This is a genomic window from Plantactinospora sp. KBS50 (genome assembly GCF_002285795.1).
In the GTDB taxonomy this organism is placed as follows: Bacteria; Actinomycetota; Actinomycetes; order Mycobacteriales; family Micromonosporaceae; genus KBS50.
Window position 1 is genome coordinate 5,304,979 of record NZ_CP022961.1, and the last position, 19,666, is coordinate 5,324,644.

Sequence of the window (19,666 nt, forward strand, 5' to 3'; positions counted from 1 at the left end):
CGCCAGGAATGACAGCAATGCCCCGACGTGGCACGGCCGGCGCGCCGGACCGGGATCAGCCGGCGAGGCGCTCGACGGTCAGGTCGCGTGCCTGCGCGTACCGCTCCCGGATCGCCGGCACCGGGTCGGCGGCGTACTCCCGGGCGGCGGCGAGGGTCCAGGCCGGCGGCTCGGCGCCGCCGAGCGCGACCCACGCGGCCTGCCGGGCGGCGCCGTCGGCGACGTACTCCCCGGGCTCGGGCACCGCGACCGGGCAGCCGAACACCTCCGGCGCGATCCGGCGGACCGCGGCCGACCGGGCTCCCCCGCCGACCAGCAGCACCCGCTCGACCCGGGCGCCCTGGCCGACCAGCGCGTCCAGGCCGTCGGCCAGCGCGCAGAGCATCCCCTCCACGGCGGCCCGGGCCAGGTGTTCGGCGGTGGCGGTCCGCCCGGTCAACCCGTGCAGCGAACCGGTGGCCAGCGGCCGGTCCGGGGTGCGCTCGCCCTCCAGGTAGGGCACCAGCACCAGCCCGTCGGCGCCGGCCGGCGCGGCGAGCGCCAACTCGGCCAGTTCGTCGAGGCCGACCCGGAGCATCGCCGCCGCCGCGTCCAGCACCCGGGCCGCGTTGAGGGTGCAGACCAGCGGCAGGAACCGGCCGGTGGCGTCGGCGAAGCCGGCGACCGCGCCCGACGGGTCGGCGGCCGGCACCTCGGCGACGCTGGAGACCACGCCCGAGGTGCCGAGCGACACGATCACGTCGCCGGGACCGGCGGACACCCCGAGGGCCGCCGCCGCGTTGTCCCCGGTGCCCGGACCGAGCGGCGCCCCGGACGGCAGCCGGCCGGCGATCCCGGTCGGCCCGAGCACCGTCGGCACCTGGGGCGCCCGGCCGAACGCGTGCTCCAGCAGATCCGGCCGGTAGTCGCCGGTGGCGGTGGACCAGTAGCCGGTGCCGCTGGCGTCGCCCCGGTCGGTACGCAGCGCGGCCAGGTCGCCGCGACCGGTGCCGAGCCGCCAGGTGAGCCAGTCGTGCGGCAGGCAGACCGCGGCCACCCGCGCCGCCGCCGCCGGCTCGTGCCGGGCCAGCCAGCGCAGCTTGGTCACGGTGAAGCTGGCCACCGGCACGCTGCCGACGGCCTCGGCCCAGTACCGCCGGCCGGTCTCACCGCCGCCGAACTCGGTCACCAGGTCGGCGGCGGCGCCGGCCGAGCGGGTGTCGTTCCACAGCAGCGCGGGCCGCACCACGGCGCCCGCCTCGTCGAGGCAGACCATCCCGTGCTGCTGCCCGGCCACCGCCGCGGCGGCCACGTCGTCCAGGCCGCCGGCCTGGTCCACCGCCTGTGCGAGCGCGGCCTCCCAGGCCGCCGGATCGACCTCCGTGCCGTCCGGATGGGCGGCCCGGCCCTGCCGGACCAGCTCACCGGTCTCGGCGTCCCGGATCACGACCTTGCATGACTGGGTCGACGAGTCGACCCCTGCGACGAGTGGCATCCGCCGATCCTTCCCGGTCCGCCGTGAAATCGCTGTCCCGGGCGCTCAGCGCGCCCCGAGCAGATGCTCGACGGCCAACTGGTTGAGCCGGACGAAGCCGAAGCCGCGCGCCCCCAGCGCGTCCGCGTCGGCCTCCGGGGCGGCCAGCAGGTCCGCGTACGTCTCGCCGTCGTCCAGGGTGGACCGCCCGAGCTCGGCCACCTTGCTCGCGGCCAGCGCCTGCTGCACCTCCGGGTCCGCGCGGAACGCCGCGGCCCGCTCCTTGAGCAGCAGGTACGTGCGCATGTTGGCCTCCGCGGAGGCCCAGACCCCGGTGATGTCCTCGGTACGGGAGGGCTTGTAGTCGAAGTGCCGCGGCCCCTCGTAGCTCGGCCCGCCGCCGGGTGCGCCGTTCTCCAGCAGGTCGACCAGGGCGAAGGCGTTCAGCAGGTCGCCGTGGCCGAAGACGAGGTCCTGGTCATACTTGATGCTGCGCTGCCCGTTGAGGTCGATGTGGAACAGCTTGCCGTGCCAGAGCGCCTGGGCGATGCCGTGCACGAAGTTGAGCCCGGCCATCTGCTCGTGCCCGACCTCGGGGTTGAGCCCGACCATCTCCGGGTGGGCGAGGCTGTTGATGAAGGCCAGCGCGTGCCCGATGGTGGGCAGCAGGATGTCGCCGCGCGGCTCGTTGGGCTTGGGCTCCAGGGCGAACCGCAGGTCGTAGCCCTGGTCCAGGACGTACTGCGAGAGGACGTCCACGGCCTCGCGGTAGCGGTCCAGCGCCGCCCGGACGTCCTTGGCCAGGTCGTACTCGGCGCCCTCCCGGCCGCCCCACATGACGAAGGTCCGCGCCCCCAGTTCGTGCGCGAGGTCGAGGTTGCGCAGCGCCTTGCGCAGGGCGAACCGCCGGACCTCCCGGTCGTTGCTGGTGAACGCGCCGTCCTTGAAGACGGGGTGGTTGAACAGGTTGGTGGTCACCATCGGCACCGCCAGCCCGGTCTCCTTGAGGGCCGACTGGAACCGGGCCACGATCCTGTCCCGGGTCGCGGCGTCCGATCCGAACGGGATCAGGTCGTCGTCGTGCAGGGTGATGCCGTAGGCACCGAGCTCGGCGAGCCGGTGCACCGCCTCCACCGGATCCAGGGCCGGTCGGGTGGCGTCGCCGAACGGGTCGCGGGCCGGCCAACCCACGGTCCAGAGCCCGAAGGTGAACTTGTCGGCGGGGCTGGGTGTCGGTGCCATGGGAGCCTCCGGACTGGGCTGTGTGACAAATTTGTTTAACGGCTGAATTATTTCGGCGCCGTTATGGCATTGTCAAGGCATGCCCGCACCCGCCCCCCGCGGACCGGTCGGCACCGGTACGCCCATCCGGCAGTCCGGCCTGCGCGCCCACAACCTCGCGCTGGTGCTGGACCGGATCGCCCATGCGGCCCGGCCACCATCCCGGGCCGACCTGGCCGCCACCACCGGCCTGACCCGGGCCACCGTCTCCGCGCTGGCCGACGAGCTGCTGCGCGGCCGGCTGGTGGCCGAGGTGGAGCCGGCCCGGCGGTCCGGCGCCGGCCGCCCGGCCGCCGGGTTGGTGCTGGCCGGCCACGCCGCCGGCCTCGGGCTGGAGATCAACGTGGACTACCTGGCCGCCTGCGTGATCGACCTGACCGGCCGGGTACGGCACCGGGAGGTACGCCGCCAGGACCTGCGCCCGGTCTCTCCCGGCGTCGCGCTGGACCGGCTGGCCGACCTGGCCGCCAGCGCCGGCGACGCCGCCCGGGCCGCCGGGCTGGCGCTGGCCGGCACCACCCTCGCGGTGCCCGGCCTGGTGGACCCGGCCGGGATGGTCCGCCGGGCGCCCAACCTCGACTGGCACGACGTGGACGTGCCCGGGATGCTGGCCGACCGGATCGCCGGGCTCGCGGTGGAGAACGAGGCCAACCTGGCCGCGCTCGGCGAGCTGCACGCGGGCACGGCGCCCAACAGCTTCCTGTACGTCTCCGGCGAGATCGGGGTGGGCGCCGGCGTGATCCTCTCCGGTGCCCTCTACCGGGGATCCCGGGGCTTCGGCGGCGAACTCGGGCACCTGCCGGTCGACCCGGGCGGCCGGCCCTGCCGGTGCGGCTCCCGGGGCTGCCTGGAGCAGTACGCCGGCCAGGAGGCGATCCTCGCGGCGGCCGGCGGCATCGGCGAGCGGCCGGCGGCCCGCGGGCGCAGCGGGACCGGCGAGCAGCGAGCAGCCGGCGGGAACAGCGGGCGGTCCGCGGGCGGCGGCATCGGCGAGCGGCCGGCGGGCGGCGGCGCGGGCCAGCCGGCGGCGCCGCTGCACCGGGTGGCCGAGCTGGCGCGGGCCGGTGACGACGCGGCGCTCGCGGCCCTGGACCGGGCCGGACGGGCGCTCGGGGTGGCGGTGGCCGGGGCGGTGAACCTGCTGGACCTCGGGACGGTGCTGCTCGGCGGCGGCTACGCCGAGCTGGCCCCGTGGCTGCTGCCCGCGCTGCGGGCCGAGCTGTCCCGCCGGGTGGTGACCGCCGGCTGGGCACCGCTGGAGGTCCGCGCGGCGCTGCTCGGCCCGGACGCCGCCGTGATCGGCGCCGCCGGGTCGGTGATCCGTTCGGTGCTGGCCCAGCCCGCGCACTGGCTCACCCGCGCCGCCTGACCCGCACGGGCTGGCCCGCACGGGCTGGCCCGCACGGGCTGGCCCGCACGGGCTGGCCCGCACGGGGTCGACCCGCAGGGGGTCGACCCGGGCCGGCTGACCGGGGTCGGCGGATCCGGCCGGGTCAGCCGGGCCGGGTCAGGCGGGCCGGGTCAGGCGCTGAGCGAGGTGGGCGCCTCGTCGGTCTGGGCGACGGCGTCGAACTCGGTGAGCCCGCGTACCAGCGCCTGCCGGCCCGCCGTGCTCATCTCGGACAGCACCCGGCTGAGCCGCTCCCGCCGCTCGGTGCGCATCCCGGTCAGCAGGGCCCGACCGGCGGGACTGAGGTGCAGGGAGATCTCCCGCCGGTCGATCCGCCCCGGCTCGCGCTCCAGCACACCGGCCGCCACCAGCCGATCGACGAGCCGGCTGGCCGAGGAGAGCAACATGCCCAGGTGCCGGGCCAGGCCGCGGAGATTGATCCCGTCGTTTCCATGCACCACGATCAGGGCACGTAGTTGCGAGCCGGACAGCTGGCCGGTCACGCCCTCCCGGGCGGCGTCCCAGATTCCCAACAACGCGGCGGCCGCGCCGTCCACCGCTGTGGCGGCGGCCGCCACGGCCGTCGGATCGTCCTCGGCGGCGGGGCCACCTCCAGCATCGAGTTTGCCCTGTTCAATCATGGTGGCTACGACAGTACCGCGCCCGCCGGCAGGTCCGCACCGACGAGAGGACCCAGATGGTCAACCGGATGACCGAGATCCGCAGGTGTCTGCTGGAGGCGCCCGCCGACCAGATCGTCGAGCGCCTGGCCGACACATTGGAACGCTTGTACGATTGCTCGGCCGCGCGACTCTTCCAGGTCGACTACCGGTTGGCGGCCCTGCTGCCGTTGGACGGCGGCACCCCCGGACCCGGCCCGGCGATCCGGCCTGGCGGTGCTTCGACCACCAGCAGCGGATCCACGAGGACGGCGTGGCGTACCTCCCGGTGAGCATGCGCGGCGAGCGCATCGGCGTGCTGGCGGTGACCGGCGCCGGCGCGGATCGGGACACGGAGCTGGCCGAGGTGGCCACGCTGCTGGCGCACGAGTTGGCCGCGGTGCGCGCCGGCACCGACCGGTACGCGCTGGCCGCCCGCAGCCGCCGGCTCACCCTGGCCGCCGAGATGCAGTGGGAACTGCTGCCCGGTCGCAGCCGGGAGCGACCGTCGTTCGGCCTCGCCGGCCAACTGGAGCCGGCCTACGCGGTACGCGGGGACAGCTTCGACTGGTCCGACGACGGCGACCGGCTCTGGCTCTCGGTGATCAACGGGATGGGCGACGAGGTGACCGCGGCCAGCCTCACGGCGCTGGCCACCAACGCCCTGCGCAACGCCCGCCGCGCCGGGATATCGCTGGCCGACCAGGCAGCCCTGGCCGACCAGGCGATCTACGCGTACCACCAGGGCGCGCAGTACCTGGGCACGCTGCTGCTGGAGCTGGACCTGGCCGCCGGCGCGGTGACCGTGATCGACGCGGGTTCACCCCGGCTGCTGCGGCTGCGCGACGGCGAGGTGCGCCACGAGAAGCTGGATGAGCAGTTCCCGCTCGGCATGTTCGAGGGCTCGATCTACCGGCCGCAGCGCTTCCGGCTGGCCCCCGGCGACCGGCTGTACCTGGTCAGCGACGGCGTGTATGACGCCGCGGCCGAGGCCGGACGGTACGGCGTGGCGGCGCTGGAACGCTTCGTCCGCCGCTCCGGGGCGCTGGCGCCGTTGCAGGCGGTCCGCTCGCTCCTGGCCGACCTGCGCGCGTTCGTCGGAAGCGATCTGGTCGACGATGCCGTGGCGGTGTGCCTCCAGTGGTACGGCGGGCAGGCCGAGGCCGCCCGGTAGGCGCCCCGGCCGTCGGTGGGCGCCCCCGGCCGTCAGTGGGCGCCCCCGGCCGTCAGTAGGCGCCCCGGCTGCCGACCACGGCGCCGACGGTCTTCCACAGGATCGTGAGGTCGCTGGCCAGGGACCAGTTCTCCACGTAGTAGAGATCGAGCCGGATGCCGTCCTCCCAGGGCAGGTCGGACCGGCCGCTGACCTGCCACAATCCGGTCATGCCGGGCTTGACCAGCAGTCGCCGGGCCACGTCGCCGTCGTACTTGGCCACCTCGGAGGGCAGCGGCGGGCGCGGGCCGACGAGGCTCATCTGACCGCGCAGCACGTTGGCGAACTGCGGCAACTCGTCCAGGGACCACCGGCGCAGCAGCCGGCCGACCCGGGTCACCCGCGGGTCGTCACGCATCTTGAACAGCAGTCCGTCGGTCTCGTTGCGGGCCGTCAACTCGGCCAGCAGCGCGTCGGCGTTGACCACCATGGTGCGGAACTTGTAGACGCCGAACTCCCGGCCGCCCATGCCGGTCCGGGTCTGCCGGAAGATCACCGGCCCCCGGCTGTCCACCTTGATGGCCAGCGCGATCAGCAGCAGCACCGGCAGCGCCGCGACCAGGGCGGCAAACGCCATCGTCCGGTCCACCAGCTCCTTGACGATCTTGCGGATGCCGCGGAACTCCGGCGCCTCGACGTGGATCAGCGGCAGCCCGGCGACCGGGGTGGTGTGGATCCGCGGACCCGCCACATCGGTCAGGGTGGGCGCGACCACCAGGTCGATCCCGGTCCCCTCCAACTGCCAGCCGAGCCGGCGCAGCCGGGTGGCGGTGAGCTCCTTCGACGCCGTGACGGCCACGGTGTCCGCCTGCGCCCCCGCCGCGGCCTCCATGATGGAACGGAACGACCCGATCACCGGTACGTCGCCGAGCCGCTGCGGCACCGGCGCCAGCAGGGCGTCCGGGATGCACGCCCCGACCACCTCGTACCCGGCGTACGGCTCGCGGCGCAGCGTGCCGACCAGTTCCAGGATGTGCGCGGCGTCGCCGACCACCAGCACCCGGCGGGACCAGCCCACCCCCCGCAGTCGGGCGTGGTGCAGCACCTTGCGGGCGGCGAACCGACCCGCCACCAGCCCGGCGGTGCCGGCCACGAAGGAGATGCCCAGGAAACCGCGGGACACCCCGACGTCCGCGATGTAACCGATGATGGCGATCGCACCGGCCAGCCGCAGGCTGGCCGAGACCACCCGGCGGTACTCGTCGGCGCCGTACCCCACCACCCGGTCGTCGTAGCAGCGCTGCAACCGGAGCGCGACGAGCCAGACGGCCACCAGCGCGGGTGCCAGCAGTGCGTACGGAATGTCCGAGCCCCGCGGTTCGCTGCCGCGGAACCGGGCGACGTAGCCGCCCAGCACGGCCAGCCCGATGATCCCCGTGTCGACCAGCACCACCGCACGGAGATAACTGCGTTTGTGGACCTGCCGCCGCCCGTCCTCGGTGCGGCCCGGCCCGGCGGCCGGCCGCGTCGAGACGGGGCTGAGCATGGTCGCTGCGGTCACCGATCCTCCCCTGCTCCCGTGGGGAAACTCGCCCGGGTGCCTGCCCCAACCCCCGGTCTTGTCCCGGAACCTGGGGAACAGTTTGACCGATCGATACCGCCGGGAAAGCCATCCGACGGATTAATGTCATCGACTTGCGATTGGACTCTGCTGGACGTACCGGTTGACGCGACGGTCCAGGCTGACCGCGACGGCGTCCGGATGGCCGATCAGGCACCGTCTGTATCGGCTTCCACACCATACGTGCCGGGCCGGTCGCCGACCGTGCGCGACACCGCCGGATGCGGCCGGATGCGACGGCCGGACGGCCGGGTCTCGGCCGCCGGGCCGGGGCGGACCGGGCGCGAAACGGCGCCGGCCGGTCCGTCGCGTCCACGGCGGCCCGGCCGATCGGCCCGGTGCCGGTACGCCGCCGGCCGGCGCCGCTACACCGCCGGCCGGCGCCCGTACGTGGCCGGCGCGCCGCGGGCCGGTGCCGGCCCGGCGGCGCCCGGCCTCAGCGGGTCGCCGGCGGGCGCAGCGCGATGGCCTTGAGGAAGATGTCGCCGATCTTCGAGGGGTCCTCGGTGACGAAGACACCGCCGCCGGTGACCTTCACGATCGCCTTCAGCTCGTCCTGGTTCACGTCCTTGCCGATGCCGAGGATCACCATCTGGATCGGCCGCTCCGGATCGGCGGCCTTCTTCAGCTCGGAGAGCAGCCGCTGCTGGCTGATGCCGCCCGGGTTCTCGTTCTTTCCGTCGGTGAACAGCACGACGGAGTTCACCCGACCGGCCTGCCAGCCCTCCTGCACCGTCTTGTACGCGGCGAGCGTGGTGTCGTAGAGACCGGTGTCACCGTTGCTCGGCACCACCAGGGGCAGGGCCTTCTGCAACTCGTCCCGCTGAGAACTCAGCGGCCCGATCGGTACCAGTTGGCGCCAGGGCCGGCTGCCGACCAGGTTCGTGGAGAAGGTCCAGAGTCCGACCTCCCAGGTGTCGTCGAAGAGCGACAGACCCCGCGCCGCGGTCTGCACGGTCACCTGCTCGCGGTTGACGTTGGTGCCCGGCACCTGCTCCTTCATCGAACCGGAGACGTCGATCACCGCGAGCAGCCGACCAGGCTGGGTGGAGACCGACCAGCTCGACAACGCCCGGTCGACCACGACCGGGTCCAGACCCGCCGCCGCCGTGCCGCCGGAGTTCGGGGTCGCGGACGGTGGGTTGGTGCCGGCCGGGCTCGGCGCGCCCTGCGGCGCCGCGAAGCCCGGGGTGAAGGTGCCGTCCGGCGCCCGCAGCCCCTGCTCGCCCAGCCGGTCGCGGAAGGCGTCTGTGCCGAGCACCTTGAACAGACCCTGCGCCGCCTTGCCCTGCGCCGCCTGGATGCCCGGCAGCACCGCGTACGGGTAGTCCAGCGACAGCGGCGCGGGCTCCGGGTAGATCGCCGCGAGCCGGATCGGCGGCTTCTTCGCGTTGTAGGCGATCACGTCCTCCTCGGACAGCGACGCCGCGGAGAGTGCCGAGGCGATCGCCGCCGGGTCCGCCGAACGCGGGAACCGGGCCAGCAGGTCGTCGCGCAGCTGTGAACGCCCGGTGGCCAGCGCCCGCATCGCCTTCGTGCCGCTCTGCTGCGCGTCGGCGCTGGCGTTCGCCGCCTGGCCGAGGGAGAGCAGCCCGGACAGCCCGGCGGCGTCCCGGGTCGGTTCGACGATCCCGGTCCGCAGGCCGGAGCCGGTGGTGATCTGCTTGAGCAGGGCCGTCCAGGTGAGCTTCGTGTCCGGCCAGCCGACCTTCGCGGCCACCGGCTCGGGCATGGCCACCACGACGGGGCTGCGCGCCACCGACGCCCGGTTGGTCGGCTCGAAGCCGGACGCCACGCTCTGCAACCGCAGCAGCCAGGTCGACGAGTCCGCGATCCAGACGTCCGGCGGCACGTCCGAGCCGCTGGCCTGGCCCACCCCGGGCAGGCTGACGCCGTGCTGGGTGGCGACCCCGGCCGCCACGTCGACCGGCTGCGCGGCGTCGACCTGCGCCACGACGCAGACGCCCTCGACCGCCGCGCCGTCCCGGGTCCACTGGTCCGCGACCGACTGCACGGCCGGCGCGATCTCCGGGGTCGCGGCGACCCTGAGCCTCAGCTCTCCGGAGCACGCTGGCTGGACGAGCCGCTGGTAGCCCAGCCACGCCCCGGCCACGACGACAAACAGCGCGGCCGCCGCGGCGACGGCGGTTACTCCATGGCTACGTCCACGATTGCGATGACGGCCTGACACGAGGACGATTCTGCGGATTTGACCGGCGAACTGCCACGTACGTTCGGACCATAGTTACTCACTAGAAATCGTTCACCGGCAAAAACTCACTCCGTGTGCTTACGCCCTGGCTATCCGTTCGACAATTCGGTGCAATCGCGGCCTCCCCCTAGATCCAGGGCAGCACGCAGGTGGGGCTGCCCACCTCCAGCGGCTCGCCCACCGGCGCCGGCACCCCGGTCTCCGCCGACACCGCGAAACAGGTCACCCGGTGCGCCCGCTCGTCGGCCACGTACAGCCGGTCGCCGGCCAGGGCGAAGTGCCGCGGCCAGGTGCCGCCGCTGGACACCTCCGCCCGGTGCACCGGCGGCCCGTCCCCGTCCAGCGCGAAAACGGAGATCGTGCCCACTCCCCGGTTGGAGACGTAGAGGTGGCGGCCGTCGGCCGAGACGGCGATCTCGGCGGGCTGCACGTGCCCGGACCGCTCGCTGGCCGCGACCCGGTCCCGCACCTCCAGCCCGCCGTCGCCGCCGCGGGCCAGCACCGAGACGCTGCCGTCCAGCTCACCGCTGAGGTACCAGCGCTCGACGTCGGGCCTGCGGGCCAGGTGCCGCGGGCCGGTGCCGGGCCGCACGTGGGTACGTCCCCGGGGCAGCAGCCGCCCCGCCGCGGGGTCCAGCTCGTACCGGTACACCGTGTCGGTGCCGAGATCCACCGCGTACAGCACGGCCGGGCCGTCCGGGATCACGAAGTGCGCGTGGGCGCGCTCCTGGCGCTGCGGATCCACGCCGTGCCCGTCGTGCACCACGAGATCGCTGCGCGCCGCCGGCACCCCGTCGCCGTCCAGCGGGTGCACCGAGACGCTGCCGCTGGCGTAGTTGGCCGCGTACAGGTGGCGGCCGTCCGGCGCGACGGCCAGGTGGGCCGGGCTGTCCCCGCCGGTGTCCCGCACCGCCAGCTCGGTCAGCCGGGTCCGGTCGCCGATCTGCCACGCGGTGACCGTGCCCTCGGCCAGCTCGTTCACCGCGTACAGCACCGGCAGCGTGGGGTGGCGGGCCAGGAACGACGGCGACGGGGTGACCGCCACCGTCTCGACCGAGTCGAGCAGGCCCGTTTCCGGGTCCCGCCGGGCCGCCGCCACCCCCTCGCCACGACCGCCGCCCTCCGCGGTGTAACAGCCGATGTACGCGATGCCGCCGCCACTGGTCACCGAAACTCCATTTCCGCGCAGGACCGGATCATCTTGATCCAATCACCCGCAACCGCGGCCCGCGGCCCGGACAGCGGAACGCTACGTGACGGAGACCAGCTCGCCGCGCCGCTGCGCGACGTGCTCGACCAGCGCGACCAGGAGGTCCCGACCGGACTGCCGGTCCCGCGCGTCACACCGCAGCACCGGCACCTCGGGGCCGAGGTCGAGCGCCTCGCGCACCGCCGCGACCCCGAACCGGGGTACGCCGTCGAAGCTGTTCACCCCGACGACGAACGGGATGTTCCGCTCCTCGAAGTAGTCGATCGACGGGAAGCAGTCGGCCAGCCGCCGGGTGTCGGCCAGCACGACCGCGCCGAGGGCGCCGTAGGCCAACTCGTCCCAGAGGAACCAGAACCGGGCCTGGCCCGGGGTGCCGAACAGGTAGATCTGGAGCTGCTCGTTGATGGTGATCCGGCCGAAGTCCATCGCGACCGTGGTGGTGGTCTTGGCCTCCACCCCGGTGAGGTCGTCGGTCCCGGCCCCGAGGCTGGTCAACACCTCCTCGGTGTGCAGGGGCCGGATCTCACTGACCGCGCCCACCAGGGTGGTCTTGCCCACCCCGAAGCCACCGGCGATGAGGATCTTCAACGCCACCGGCAGCCGGCGTACCCCGGCACCGTCCGCCGGGTCCAGCGCGTTCATCGATCACCCACCTCGCTCGGTTCGTGGCACAGGATATGCGGCCCGTACCGCCCACGGGGGCCCGGGCTCGCCGGTAGCTGGCGTCCGGGCCGTAACCGGTGCGGACCGGGAATTCCCTCCGGTCGGTGATCCGGTACGCGAGCGCCCCCTCACAAAGTGCGGGAAAGTGCCGCGGACCGGGATTGGTGACCACCTCTCGGCGGGAATACCCAAGACGCAGAAGGAGGAGCCATGTCGTCCATAGCCATAGTCGTCATCGTCATCGTCATCGTCATCCTCGCCGCCGTGGTCGCCGCCGCGGTGGTCGCCACGCGCCGCCGCGCGCTGCGCAGCCGGTTCGGGCCGGAGTACGACCGGGTCCTCGCCGAACAGGACAGCCGGTCGGCGGCCGAGCGCGAGTTGCGGGGCCGGGAGCGCCGGCACGCCGAACTCACCCTCACACCATTGACCGACGAGTCCCGCGAGCGGTATGCAAGCGCCTGGGAGGAAATCCAGGCACGCTTCGTCGACGAGCCGACCGAGGCCGTCGGCGCCGCCGACGAGCTGGTGACCCGGCTGGTCGCCGAGCGTGGCTACCCCACCGAGGACTACGAGGACCAACTCGCGCACCTGTCCGTCGAGCACGCCCGTACGCTGACCCACTACCGCGACGCGCATGAAATCAACCTTGCCAATGCCCGGGGCGAAGCGAGCACCGAGCAGCTGCGCCAGGCCGTCGTGCACTACCGGACGCTCTTCGCCGAACTGCTCGGCGAGGATCCCGTCCCGCACACCCGCCCGGACGAGCCCCGTCCGGACACCCCTCAGGACGCACCGAGCCGGTGAGGAGGCCCACCAGCATGCGCCACCACGACCAGATCAACGACGAGCACCCCGACGTGGTGAAATCCGATCCCGTCCCGGTACCACCGCCCGCCCGTGACGGCATGGACGACCCGAACGATCTCGACGACCGGGACACCGACCTCGCCGACCGGGACACGGACCTCGACGCCGAGGCCGCGGAGCGGCCGGAGCACGGGCCGGAGCACGGCGACTCCTTCGACGACCCGGTGCTGGCCGAACCGGTGGACGGCCCCGACGCCGGGACCGAGCGGCTGGACGACGGGGACGCGGACGGGCACGACCCGGATGGCGCGGACGCAAGCCTGGACGACCGCCTCGACGAGGCCCGGAACAACGACCTGATCGACGACGAGCCGGCACCGGGCGACCGGACCGCGGAGACGGCCGTCGACGCGCCGCTCTACGGCGAACCGGCCGACGAGCGGGACGCGGACGGGTTCGCCGAGCCGGCACCGCAGCCCACGGCGTTCGGCGCGGGCAGCCCCGGCGGTGCCGTGGCCGCCTCGGCGATGGCCGGCGACGGCCGGCCGACCGAGCACGACGTGGACGAGACGGACCTCGACCGGACCGAGGACGGCGCCCTGGACGACGACGTGGACGCCGACGCGACGGTGGCCGAGGCCGGGGACAACGCCGACGCCGACGCCCTGGACAACGACGCCGTGGACAACGAGGCCCTGGACGACGACGCCGTGGACGTCGAGCCGGTCGCCGCGGCGGAGGACGACCCGGACGCGCGCACGATGCCCGACGAGACCGCCGCCGGCACCGACTCGCCCGAGGACGGCACCGACTCGCCCGAGGAGGCCGCCGACGTGCTCGCACCCGCCGACATCGTCGAATCCGACACCGACACCGTCGCGCACCCCGACACCGTCGAATCCGACACCGTCGTGCCCACCGACACCGTCGACACCGGCACCGTCGACACCGGCACCGCGAGCCCGACCGGAGACGGCGCGCTGCCCCCCGGCGCGGTGCCGACCGAACCGGTGACCGCGCTCATCGGCGACCGGGCCGGCGACTTCCGCGACCGCTGGCGGGACGTCCAGCTCCGGTTCGTCGACGACCCGCAGGCGGCGGTCGGCGAGGCGCAGGGCCTGGTGGACGAGGCCATCGAGGCGCTCGCCGCGGCGCTGTCGCGCCAGAAGGACGAGTTGGGCACCTGGCGGCAGGACGGGACGAACGACACCGAGCAGTTGCGCGTGCTGGTCCGCCGCTACCGGGACTTCCTGGACCGCGTGCTGGGTCTCTGACCGCATCGACACGATCCACCACTCCCCGGCGCCCGAGGCATGGGTGCCGGGGAGTGCGTTCCGCGCGCCGCAAACGGGCGTAACGGGGTGGGGACGGGGGTAGTAGCCGGCACGCGGTTCAACGTCCATCAAAGTGGATTGAAGGTGACGGCGTGGATGGCGGCGGCCTGAGACTCGACATGAACGTGCTGGACTACGTCCTGCTCGCGCTGTATTTCGCCACGGTGCTCGGTGTCGGCTTCGCGGCCCGCCGGGCGATCCGTACCAGTGTGGACTTCTTCCTCTCCGGCCGCTCCCTTCCCGCCTGGGTGACCGGGCTCGCCTTCGTCTCGGCCAATCTCGGGGCGCTGGAGATCATCGGGATGGCGGCCAACGGCGCCCAGTACGGCATGATGACCGTGCACTACTACTGGATCGGCGCGGTGCCGGCCATGGTGTTCCTGGGCATCGTGATGATGCCGTTCTACTACGGCTCCAAGGTGCGCAGCGTCCCCGAGTACCTGCGGCTGCGCTTCAACCGGCCGACCCACCTGCTCAACGCGATCAGCTTCGCCCTCGCCCAGGTGCTCATCGCCGGGGTGAACCTGTACGCCCTCGCGCTGATCATGCAGGCGCTGCTGGGCTGGCCGCTCTGGGTCGCCATCGTGGTGGGCGCCGCGATCGTGCTCGCGTACATCCTGCTCGGCGGCCTCTCCGGCGCGATCTACAACGAGGTCCTGCAGTTCTTCGTCATCCTGGCCGGTCTCATCCCGATCACCGTGATCGGCCTGGTCAAGGTCGGCGGCGTGAACGGCCTGCTCGACGCGGTCCGCGGCAGCAAGCTGGGCGAGGCCGGCCTGCACGCCTGGGCCGACACCGCCGGCACCGACAACCCGTTGGGCGCGCAGTGGTGGGGCATCGTCTTCGGCCTGGGATTCGTGCTCTCCTTCGGCTACTGGACCACGAACTTCGCCGAGGTGCAGCGGGCGCTGTCGGCCCGGAACATGAGCGCGGCGCGGCGCACCCCGATCATCGCGGCGTACCCGAAGCTGCTGATCCCGGCCGTGACGGTCATTCCCGGCCTGATCGCGCTGGTCACCGTGAAGGGCCTGGGCGCCGACACCGGCGACCTGCAGTACAACAACGCGATCCCGCTGCTGATGCGGGACCTGCTGCCCAACGGCGTACTGGGGGTCGCGGTCACCGGCCTGATCGCGTCCTTCATGGCCGGAATGGCGGCCAACGTGAGCGGCTTCAACACGGTGGTCAGCTACGACATCTGGCAGGCGTACATCCAGCGGGACCGGACCGACGACCACTACCTGCGGGTGGGCCGGGTGGCCACCGTGGTGGGTGTGCTGATCGGCATCGGCACGGCGTTCATCGCCGCCGGGTTCAGCAACATCATGAACTACATCCAGGCGCTGTTCTCGCTGTTCAACGCCCCGTTGTTCGGCACGTTCATCGTGGGCATGTTCTGGAAGCGGATGACCGCCTGGGCCGGCTTCTGGTCGCTGCTGGTCGGCACGCTCGGCGCGCTGGCGACGTACCTGCTCTACCAGGGCGGCGTCATCGACTTCAACTCGGACCTGGAGGAGAGCTTCTGGGGCGCGGGCATCGCGTTCCTGCTGGTGCTCGTCGTGGCCGCGGTCGTCACCCCGATGACCAGCCCGAAGCCGGAGCGCGAGCTGCGGGGCCTGGTCTCCGGCCTGGGCGGTGTCGACCTGCACGGCGACACGCTGGTGGGCGACCGGGTCTGGTACCGCAACCCGGTGCTGCTGGGCGTCGTCGCGGTGGTGCTGGCCATCCTCTTCTACATCCCGGTCTTCTAGGAGGTCCCGGACCATGGACGACAACACCGGACGCGCCCCCGAGGTCGAGGAGGGCGCCGAGGACACGCTGGTCGAGGAGACCGAACAGGAACAGCGGCGGTCCGCCGCGGCCCGGCTGTTCGACATCCGCCGGGTGATCGGTGGGCTGTTCGCGGCGTACGGCCTGATCGTCACCCTGATGGGCGTCTTCGACAGCAAGACGGAGATCGACAAGGCGCAGGGGCTGCGGATCAACCTCTGGGCCGGCCTGGCCATGCTCGCCTTCGGGCTGTTCATGCTGGGCTGGGCCGTGCTGCGGCCGGCCGAGGCGCCGGAGCCGCGCGACGGCGAGGACGCCACCGCCGGGGATTGAGCCCGGCGTCGCCGGGTAGCCAGGTAGACGACAGCGGAGAAAGACGACGGAGGGCGACAGAGATGACCGATCGCGAGCCCATCCGGCCGGTGGAGGACGATCCGGCCTTCGCGGACGCCGTCGACGACGACACGACGGTGCCGCAGCTCGCCGAGCGCGGGCCGGCGGACCCCGACACGCCCACCTTCACCGAACCGGGCGCCGGGTCCGGCGACTTCCCACCCACCGACGACCTGCTCGGCGATCCGTACGGGGCGGGCTCGAACAACGCGGCCGACTACCGCACCGGGGCCGAGCAGCCGTGGGAGGCCGAGGATCTGGCCAGGGCGGAGGGTCGGGACCCGACGCCGGAGAACGTGTCGCGGGCCCAGCGGGAACTGGACGAGGACGGGCCGGCGGCGGTCGAACGAACGGTGCCGTGAGGTCGGGGTTGCGCACACCGGCAGCGCCGGCCGGATGAACCCGGCAGCGCTTGGCCGCCGGACGAACCCGGCAGCGCTGCCGGATGAACCCGTGGAGCGGGCGCGGTCGCAACCTGCGACCGCGCCCGCCCCTGCGCCAGGCGCCGCGCCGGAGAACCAGCGCCTGGCGAATCCCTATCTCAGGACAACGGCGGGTAGGCGTTCTGCATCAGCTGCTGGAACTGAGCCGGGAACCAGGCACCCGAGATCGGCGCGTTGGGCAGCGCACCGGTCGCGCTGTTGCCGTTGCGGGCGTTGCCGGTGTACGTCGGGTCGCACATCCGGTCGAAGCCCTTGCCCTCGTCGTTCGGGATCTCGGTGCTCGAACCGTCGGACTCACCCGGCGGCTTGATCCAGACGTAGGCGTCGATGCCCGAGGCGGGCGCCGCGGTCGGCCGCTCACCGAGGCCGGCACCGGACTGGTTGCACCAGTTGCCGGCGTGGATCCGCCGGTCGATCCGGCCACCGTCGACGTACGCGTCAACGCTGGTCGTCGGGCCGGCACCGGTGGGCCGGGCGGAGCCGCCCCAGCCGTTGCGGGAGGTGTCGATCAGCATGCCGATGTTGGAGTTGAAGCCGACCGAGACCAGCTTCTGCCGGAACGCCTGGGCGAACGACAGCTCGTCGACGTACTGGTTCCAGTCGACCCACTTGGACTGCCGGACGCTGGTGCCGTTCACCGTGTCGGTGATCTTCACGTACGGCTCCTGCAGCGCGGAGTAGTTCGCCGTGTTGGTGATGAACCCGGCGACGTTGTTCACGGTGCTGCCGGAGGCCGTGGCGGCCTGGTGCAGGATGTCGGCGGTGGGACCGAAGTTGCTGTCCCAGCCGATCCAGCCGTGGTGCGCGGAGTCGATGTAGTTGTAGACGTTGTTGATCGCGCCGAGCTTGGCCAGGGCGTAGCCGACGCCGTTGACGTAGGCGCCGTTGGCCTTGACCGTGTCACACATCGCGGTGCCGCCGGCCTGACCCGAGGTGTTCGTGATCAGGTTGGGCAGCGAGTCGATCTCGATGATGTTGATGATGCGCAGGCCGGCGTACTTCGAGTCGGCCTGGATCGCCGCGATCGGGTCGATGTACTCGGACTTGTACCGGGGCAGCTCGTCCGGACCCAGCTCGCCGTTGGAGGCAAGCGCGGCGCAGTCGCGCCCGGGCAGGTTGTAGATGACGAACTGGATGTAGCCGGCACCCTGGGCGAGCGCGGCGTCCAGGTGGTCCCGGACCCCCATGGCCCCGTTGGAGCTGCTGCCCGAGGTGCCCTCGATGGCGGCGATCCGGTCCAGCCACACGGCGGTCGGGTTGTTGGAGACCCGGCTACCGCCGGACACCGACTCGGCCTTGGCCTTCCACTCCGGGTTCACGTAGCCGCGCGCCCCGACGTACGGGTTGTCCACCTTGCCGCCGGTAGGCGGCGGGGTGGTGGGGCCGCCGGTGGGGCTGCTCGTCGGCGACGAGGTCGGGCCGCCGGTCGGGCTGCTGGTCGGGCTGCTGGTCGGCGACGAGGTCGGGCCGCCCGTGGTCGGGTTGGTGGTTCCGCCCGTGCAGGTCACCCCGTTGAGCGTGAACGAGGTCGGCTTCGGGTTGCTGCCGCTCCAGGAGCCGTTGAAGCCGATCGACGTCGAGGCACCGGTGCCGAGCGAGCCGTTGTAGGACAGGCTCGCCGCGGTCACCTGCTGGCCGCTCTGCGTGTAGGTCGCCGACCAGCCCTGGTCGACCCGCTGGCTCGAGTTCGGGAAGGTCCAGCGCAGCGTCCAGCTGCTCATCGGGTCGCCGAGGTTCTTGATCGAGATGTTGGCGGTGAAGCCGCCCGACCAGTCGTTTGTGGTGTATTGGACGTCGCACCCGGTCGCGGCCTGCGCCATGGTGGCCGGCAGGGCCACCATGCCGCCGGCGACCAGCGCGCCGACGCTCGCCAGCACGGCGCCCTTGCGCCTGCCGGTGAGATTGTTCCAAGCGTTCATTTCCACGGATCTCCTTGGGCCAGCCCGGGCCAATAGGCCCGGCACGGCGTCGCGACCGCGGGATCGGGCCGCGGCAGACGCCGCGTGAGGGGATGTGTATCGCCCGGCCCGGACGGGCGTAACGTGGGGGCGCGCGGGGACGCCGGCGGCGCAATCCCTACGCCTGCCGGTTCGCACCGGCTGCCCTCGGCGTTGGGGTCGTGCCGCCCCCCGGTAACCGGGGGCTGGTCGAATTCTTGCATGGGAGCGCTTCCATGACAACGACGCACGACTATTTTATCCGCAACCAACGCCGAACGGGAGACCAAAGGTCCGGGCCCCGCTCCTCGCGGGACCCGGACCCGATCGTTGGAAATGCCGTGCCGACCTGCGGAAGAACCCTGCCGGCCCGATGACCTTGCGCCGAGGCCGGCGCGCGGGTCACCGGTCCCAGACGTCCCGGACGATGTCCGCGGCCTGCTGCTCCCACTGCGCGTACGCGAAGGGGAAGGCCGACACCTGGACCCGCTGCGCGGCGTCGGTCAGCGGCAGGTTCTGCCAGTCCGGGACGTTCCGCAGCCCGTTGAAGAACGCCATGGCCGCGTACTGCGGGTCGGTCACCTGATCGGGACTGCCCCACCCGGCCGACGGGCGCTGCTGGAACAGACCCAGCGAGTCGTGGTCGTTGGCGGCGCCCAGATGGCCCAGGTTGTCCAGCTTGGACTCCTGTAGCGAGGTGGCCACGCCGATCACCGCGGCCCGGTCCGGCAGGTTCATCCGGCGCGCGGTCCGCACGATGGTCCGCGCGTTGTCGGTCTGCTCGGAGGTCAGGTTCACCCGGGACTGCGGACCCTGCGTGCCGTACGGGATCAGGGCCTGCAACGACGGGGCGGCCTCCGGCTGCGCGGCGTCCTCGCCTGCCGCCGCGGCGCCGTCGTCCGCCGCGGCGCCGTCCGCCGGCTGGGCCGGGTCCGCGGGGGGTTGCACCGGTACGCCGGCCGCCGCGCCCCGGTCACCGGGGTTGCCCGCGTCCGCCCCGCCCGGTGCGGCGGTGGCCGCGTCCGTGAGCGCGGCAGGGCGGGCCGCCTCCGGGGCCGCGCTCTGGGCGCCGGCGAGCGGTTGCCCGGCCAGCGCCGCGGCGGCCGTCAGGCCGGTGGCCGCCAGGATGGCGCCGCGCGGAACGGGATAGCGCGCCATGGCCGGAACCGTCCGGGTGGCGGCGGAGGCGTACCGGGCGACCCGACCCGAACGGGCCAGCGCCGGCACCCGGAACAGACCGGGGGCCGACCGGCGCAGGGTCGTGCGGGTATGCGCGATGGCCGGAAGCCATCGACTGAAGGGGGGCTTCACGATGGGGTCCTCTCGGTCGGGGGGCATAC

17 protein-coding genes are annotated in these 19,666 nt (G+C 73.1%); 8 read left to right on the top strand and 9 right to left on the bottom strand.

Features of this window, described 5'->3' with window-relative positions; translation table 11 throughout:
* Nucleotides 1-55 precede the first annotated feature (55 nt).
* Nucleotides 56-1,474, bottom strand: coding sequence for a xylulokinase (gene xylB / locus CIK06_RS22870; RefSeq protein ID WP_095566535.1), 1,419 nt, complete (start codon nucleotides 1,472-1,474; stop codon nucleotides 56-58).
* A gap of 45 nt (nucleotides 1,475-1,519) precedes the next feature.
* Nucleotides 1,520-2,695 (bottom strand): xylose isomerase, encoded by a 1,176-nt coding sequence (gene xylA / locus CIK06_RS22875; RefSeq protein ID WP_095566536.1) that lies wholly within the window; start codon nucleotides 2,693-2,695, stop codon nucleotides 1,520-1,522.
* Between the two features lie 79 nt (nucleotides 2,696-2,774).
* Between xylA and CIK06_RS22880 the strand changes: the two genes are divergently transcribed.
* A complete protein-coding gene (locus CIK06_RS22880) occupies nucleotides 2,775-4,103 on the top strand; it encodes an ROK family protein (protein WP_095566537.1) in 1,329 nt (442 codons plus the stop codon).
* A gap of 152 nt (nucleotides 4,104-4,255) precedes the next feature.
* On the opposite strand, the gene CIK06_RS22885 is transcribed toward CIK06_RS22880, so the two are convergent.
* Nucleotides 4,256-4,765, bottom strand: coding sequence for a MarR family winged helix-turn-helix transcriptional regulator (locus tag CIK06_RS22885; RefSeq protein ID WP_095566538.1), 510 nt, complete (start codon nucleotides 4,763-4,765; stop codon nucleotides 4,256-4,258).
* 68 nt (nucleotides 4,766-4,833) lie between these two features.
* On the opposite strand from CIK06_RS22885, the gene CIK06_RS31605 reads away from it, so the two are divergent.
* Nucleotides 4,834-5,076 carry a hypothetical protein gene (locus tag CIK06_RS31605; protein WP_232533808.1) on the top strand — a complete coding sequence of 81 codons (243 nt, stop codon included), beginning with the start codon at nucleotides 4,834-4,836 and terminating at the stop codon, nucleotides 5,074-5,076.
* The gene (locus CIK06_RS22890) at nucleotides 5,058-5,957 is read left to right on the top strand and encodes a PP2C family protein-serine/threonine phosphatase (RefSeq protein WP_232533809.1); all 900 of its coding nucleotides are present in this window, start codon (nucleotides 5,058-5,060) and stop codon (nucleotides 5,955-5,957) included. The genes CIK06_RS31605 and CIK06_RS22890 overlap by 19 nt, the downstream gene beginning before the upstream one ends.
* Before the next feature lie 52 nt (nucleotides 5,958-6,009).
* On the opposite strand, the gene CIK06_RS22895 is transcribed toward CIK06_RS22890, so the two are convergent.
* The 4 genes from CIK06_RS22895 to CIK06_RS22915 form a co-directional block, all read right to left on the bottom strand.
* Nucleotides 6,010-7,497: a sugar transferase gene (locus CIK06_RS22895; protein WP_232533810.1), complete on the bottom strand. Its 1,488-nt coding sequence runs from the start codon at nucleotides 7,495-7,497 to the stop codon at nucleotides 6,010-6,012.
* A gap of 496 nt (nucleotides 7,498-7,993) precedes the next feature.
* Complete coding sequence (locus CIK06_RS22905; protein ID WP_232533811.1) at nucleotides 7,994-9,748, bottom strand: substrate-binding domain-containing protein; 1,755 nt, start codon at nucleotides 9,746-9,748, stop codon at nucleotides 7,994-7,996.
* Between the two features lie 148 nt (nucleotides 9,749-9,896).
* Nucleotides 9,897-10,937 carry a lactonase family protein gene (locus CIK06_RS22910; protein ID WP_095566541.1) on the bottom strand — a complete coding sequence of 347 codons (1,041 nt, stop codon included), beginning with the start codon at nucleotides 10,935-10,937 and terminating at the stop codon, nucleotides 9,897-9,899.
* A gap of 81 nt (nucleotides 10,938-11,018) precedes the next feature.
* Complete coding sequence (locus CIK06_RS22915) at nucleotides 11,019-11,621, bottom strand: ATP/GTP-binding protein (RefSeq protein WP_095566542.1); 603 nt, start codon at nucleotides 11,619-11,621, stop codon at nucleotides 11,019-11,021.
* Nucleotides 11,622-11,852: 231 nt separating this feature from the next.
* Here CIK06_RS22915 and CIK06_RS22920 point away from each other — a divergent pair, with 231 nt between their 5' ends.
* The 5 genes from CIK06_RS22920 (at nucleotide 11,853) to CIK06_RS22940 (ending at nucleotide 16,308) form a co-directional block, all read left to right on the top strand.
* Nucleotides 11,853-12,446, top strand: coding sequence for a hypothetical protein (locus CIK06_RS22920; RefSeq protein ID WP_095566543.1), 594 nt, complete (start codon nucleotides 11,853-11,855; stop codon nucleotides 12,444-12,446).
* Nucleotides 12,447-12,460: 14 nt separating this feature from the next.
* On the top strand, nucleotides 12,461-13,723 hold the full coding sequence (locus CIK06_RS22925; protein ID WP_095566544.1) for a hypothetical protein: 1,263 nt from the start codon (nucleotides 12,461-12,463) through the stop codon (nucleotides 13,721-13,723).
* A gap of 152 nt (nucleotides 13,724-13,875) precedes the next feature.
* On the top strand, nucleotides 13,876-15,534 hold the full coding sequence (locus CIK06_RS22930; RefSeq protein ID WP_095566545.1) for a sodium:solute symporter family protein: 1,659 nt from the start codon (nucleotides 13,876-13,878) through the stop codon (nucleotides 15,532-15,534).
* A gap of 13 nt (nucleotides 15,535-15,547) precedes the next feature.
* A complete protein-coding gene (locus CIK06_RS22935) occupies nucleotides 15,548-15,886 on the top strand; it encodes a hypothetical protein (protein WP_095566546.1) in 339 nt (112 codons plus the stop codon).
* A 62-nt stretch (nucleotides 15,887-15,948) separates the two neighbouring features.
* Nucleotides 15,949-16,308, top strand: a complete 360-nt coding sequence (locus CIK06_RS22940; RefSeq protein ID WP_095566547.1) for a hypothetical protein — start codon at nucleotides 15,949-15,951, stop codon at nucleotides 16,306-16,308.
* Nucleotides 16,309-16,487: 179 nt separating this feature from the next.
* Here CIK06_RS22940 and CIK06_RS22945 read toward each other — a convergent pair whose 3' ends face one another.
* Nucleotides 16,488-18,308: a glycoside hydrolase family 6 protein gene (locus tag CIK06_RS22945; RefSeq protein ID WP_095566548.1), complete on the bottom strand. Its 1,821-nt coding sequence runs from the start codon at nucleotides 18,306-18,308 to the stop codon at nucleotides 16,488-16,490.
* A gap of 420 nt (nucleotides 18,309-18,728) precedes the next feature.
* On the bottom strand, nucleotides 18,729-19,637 hold the full coding sequence (locus CIK06_RS22950; RefSeq protein WP_095568060.1) for a hypothetical protein: 909 nt from the start codon (nucleotides 19,635-19,637) through the stop codon (nucleotides 18,729-18,731).
* Between the last annotated feature and the right edge of the window lie 29 nt (nucleotides 19,638-19,666).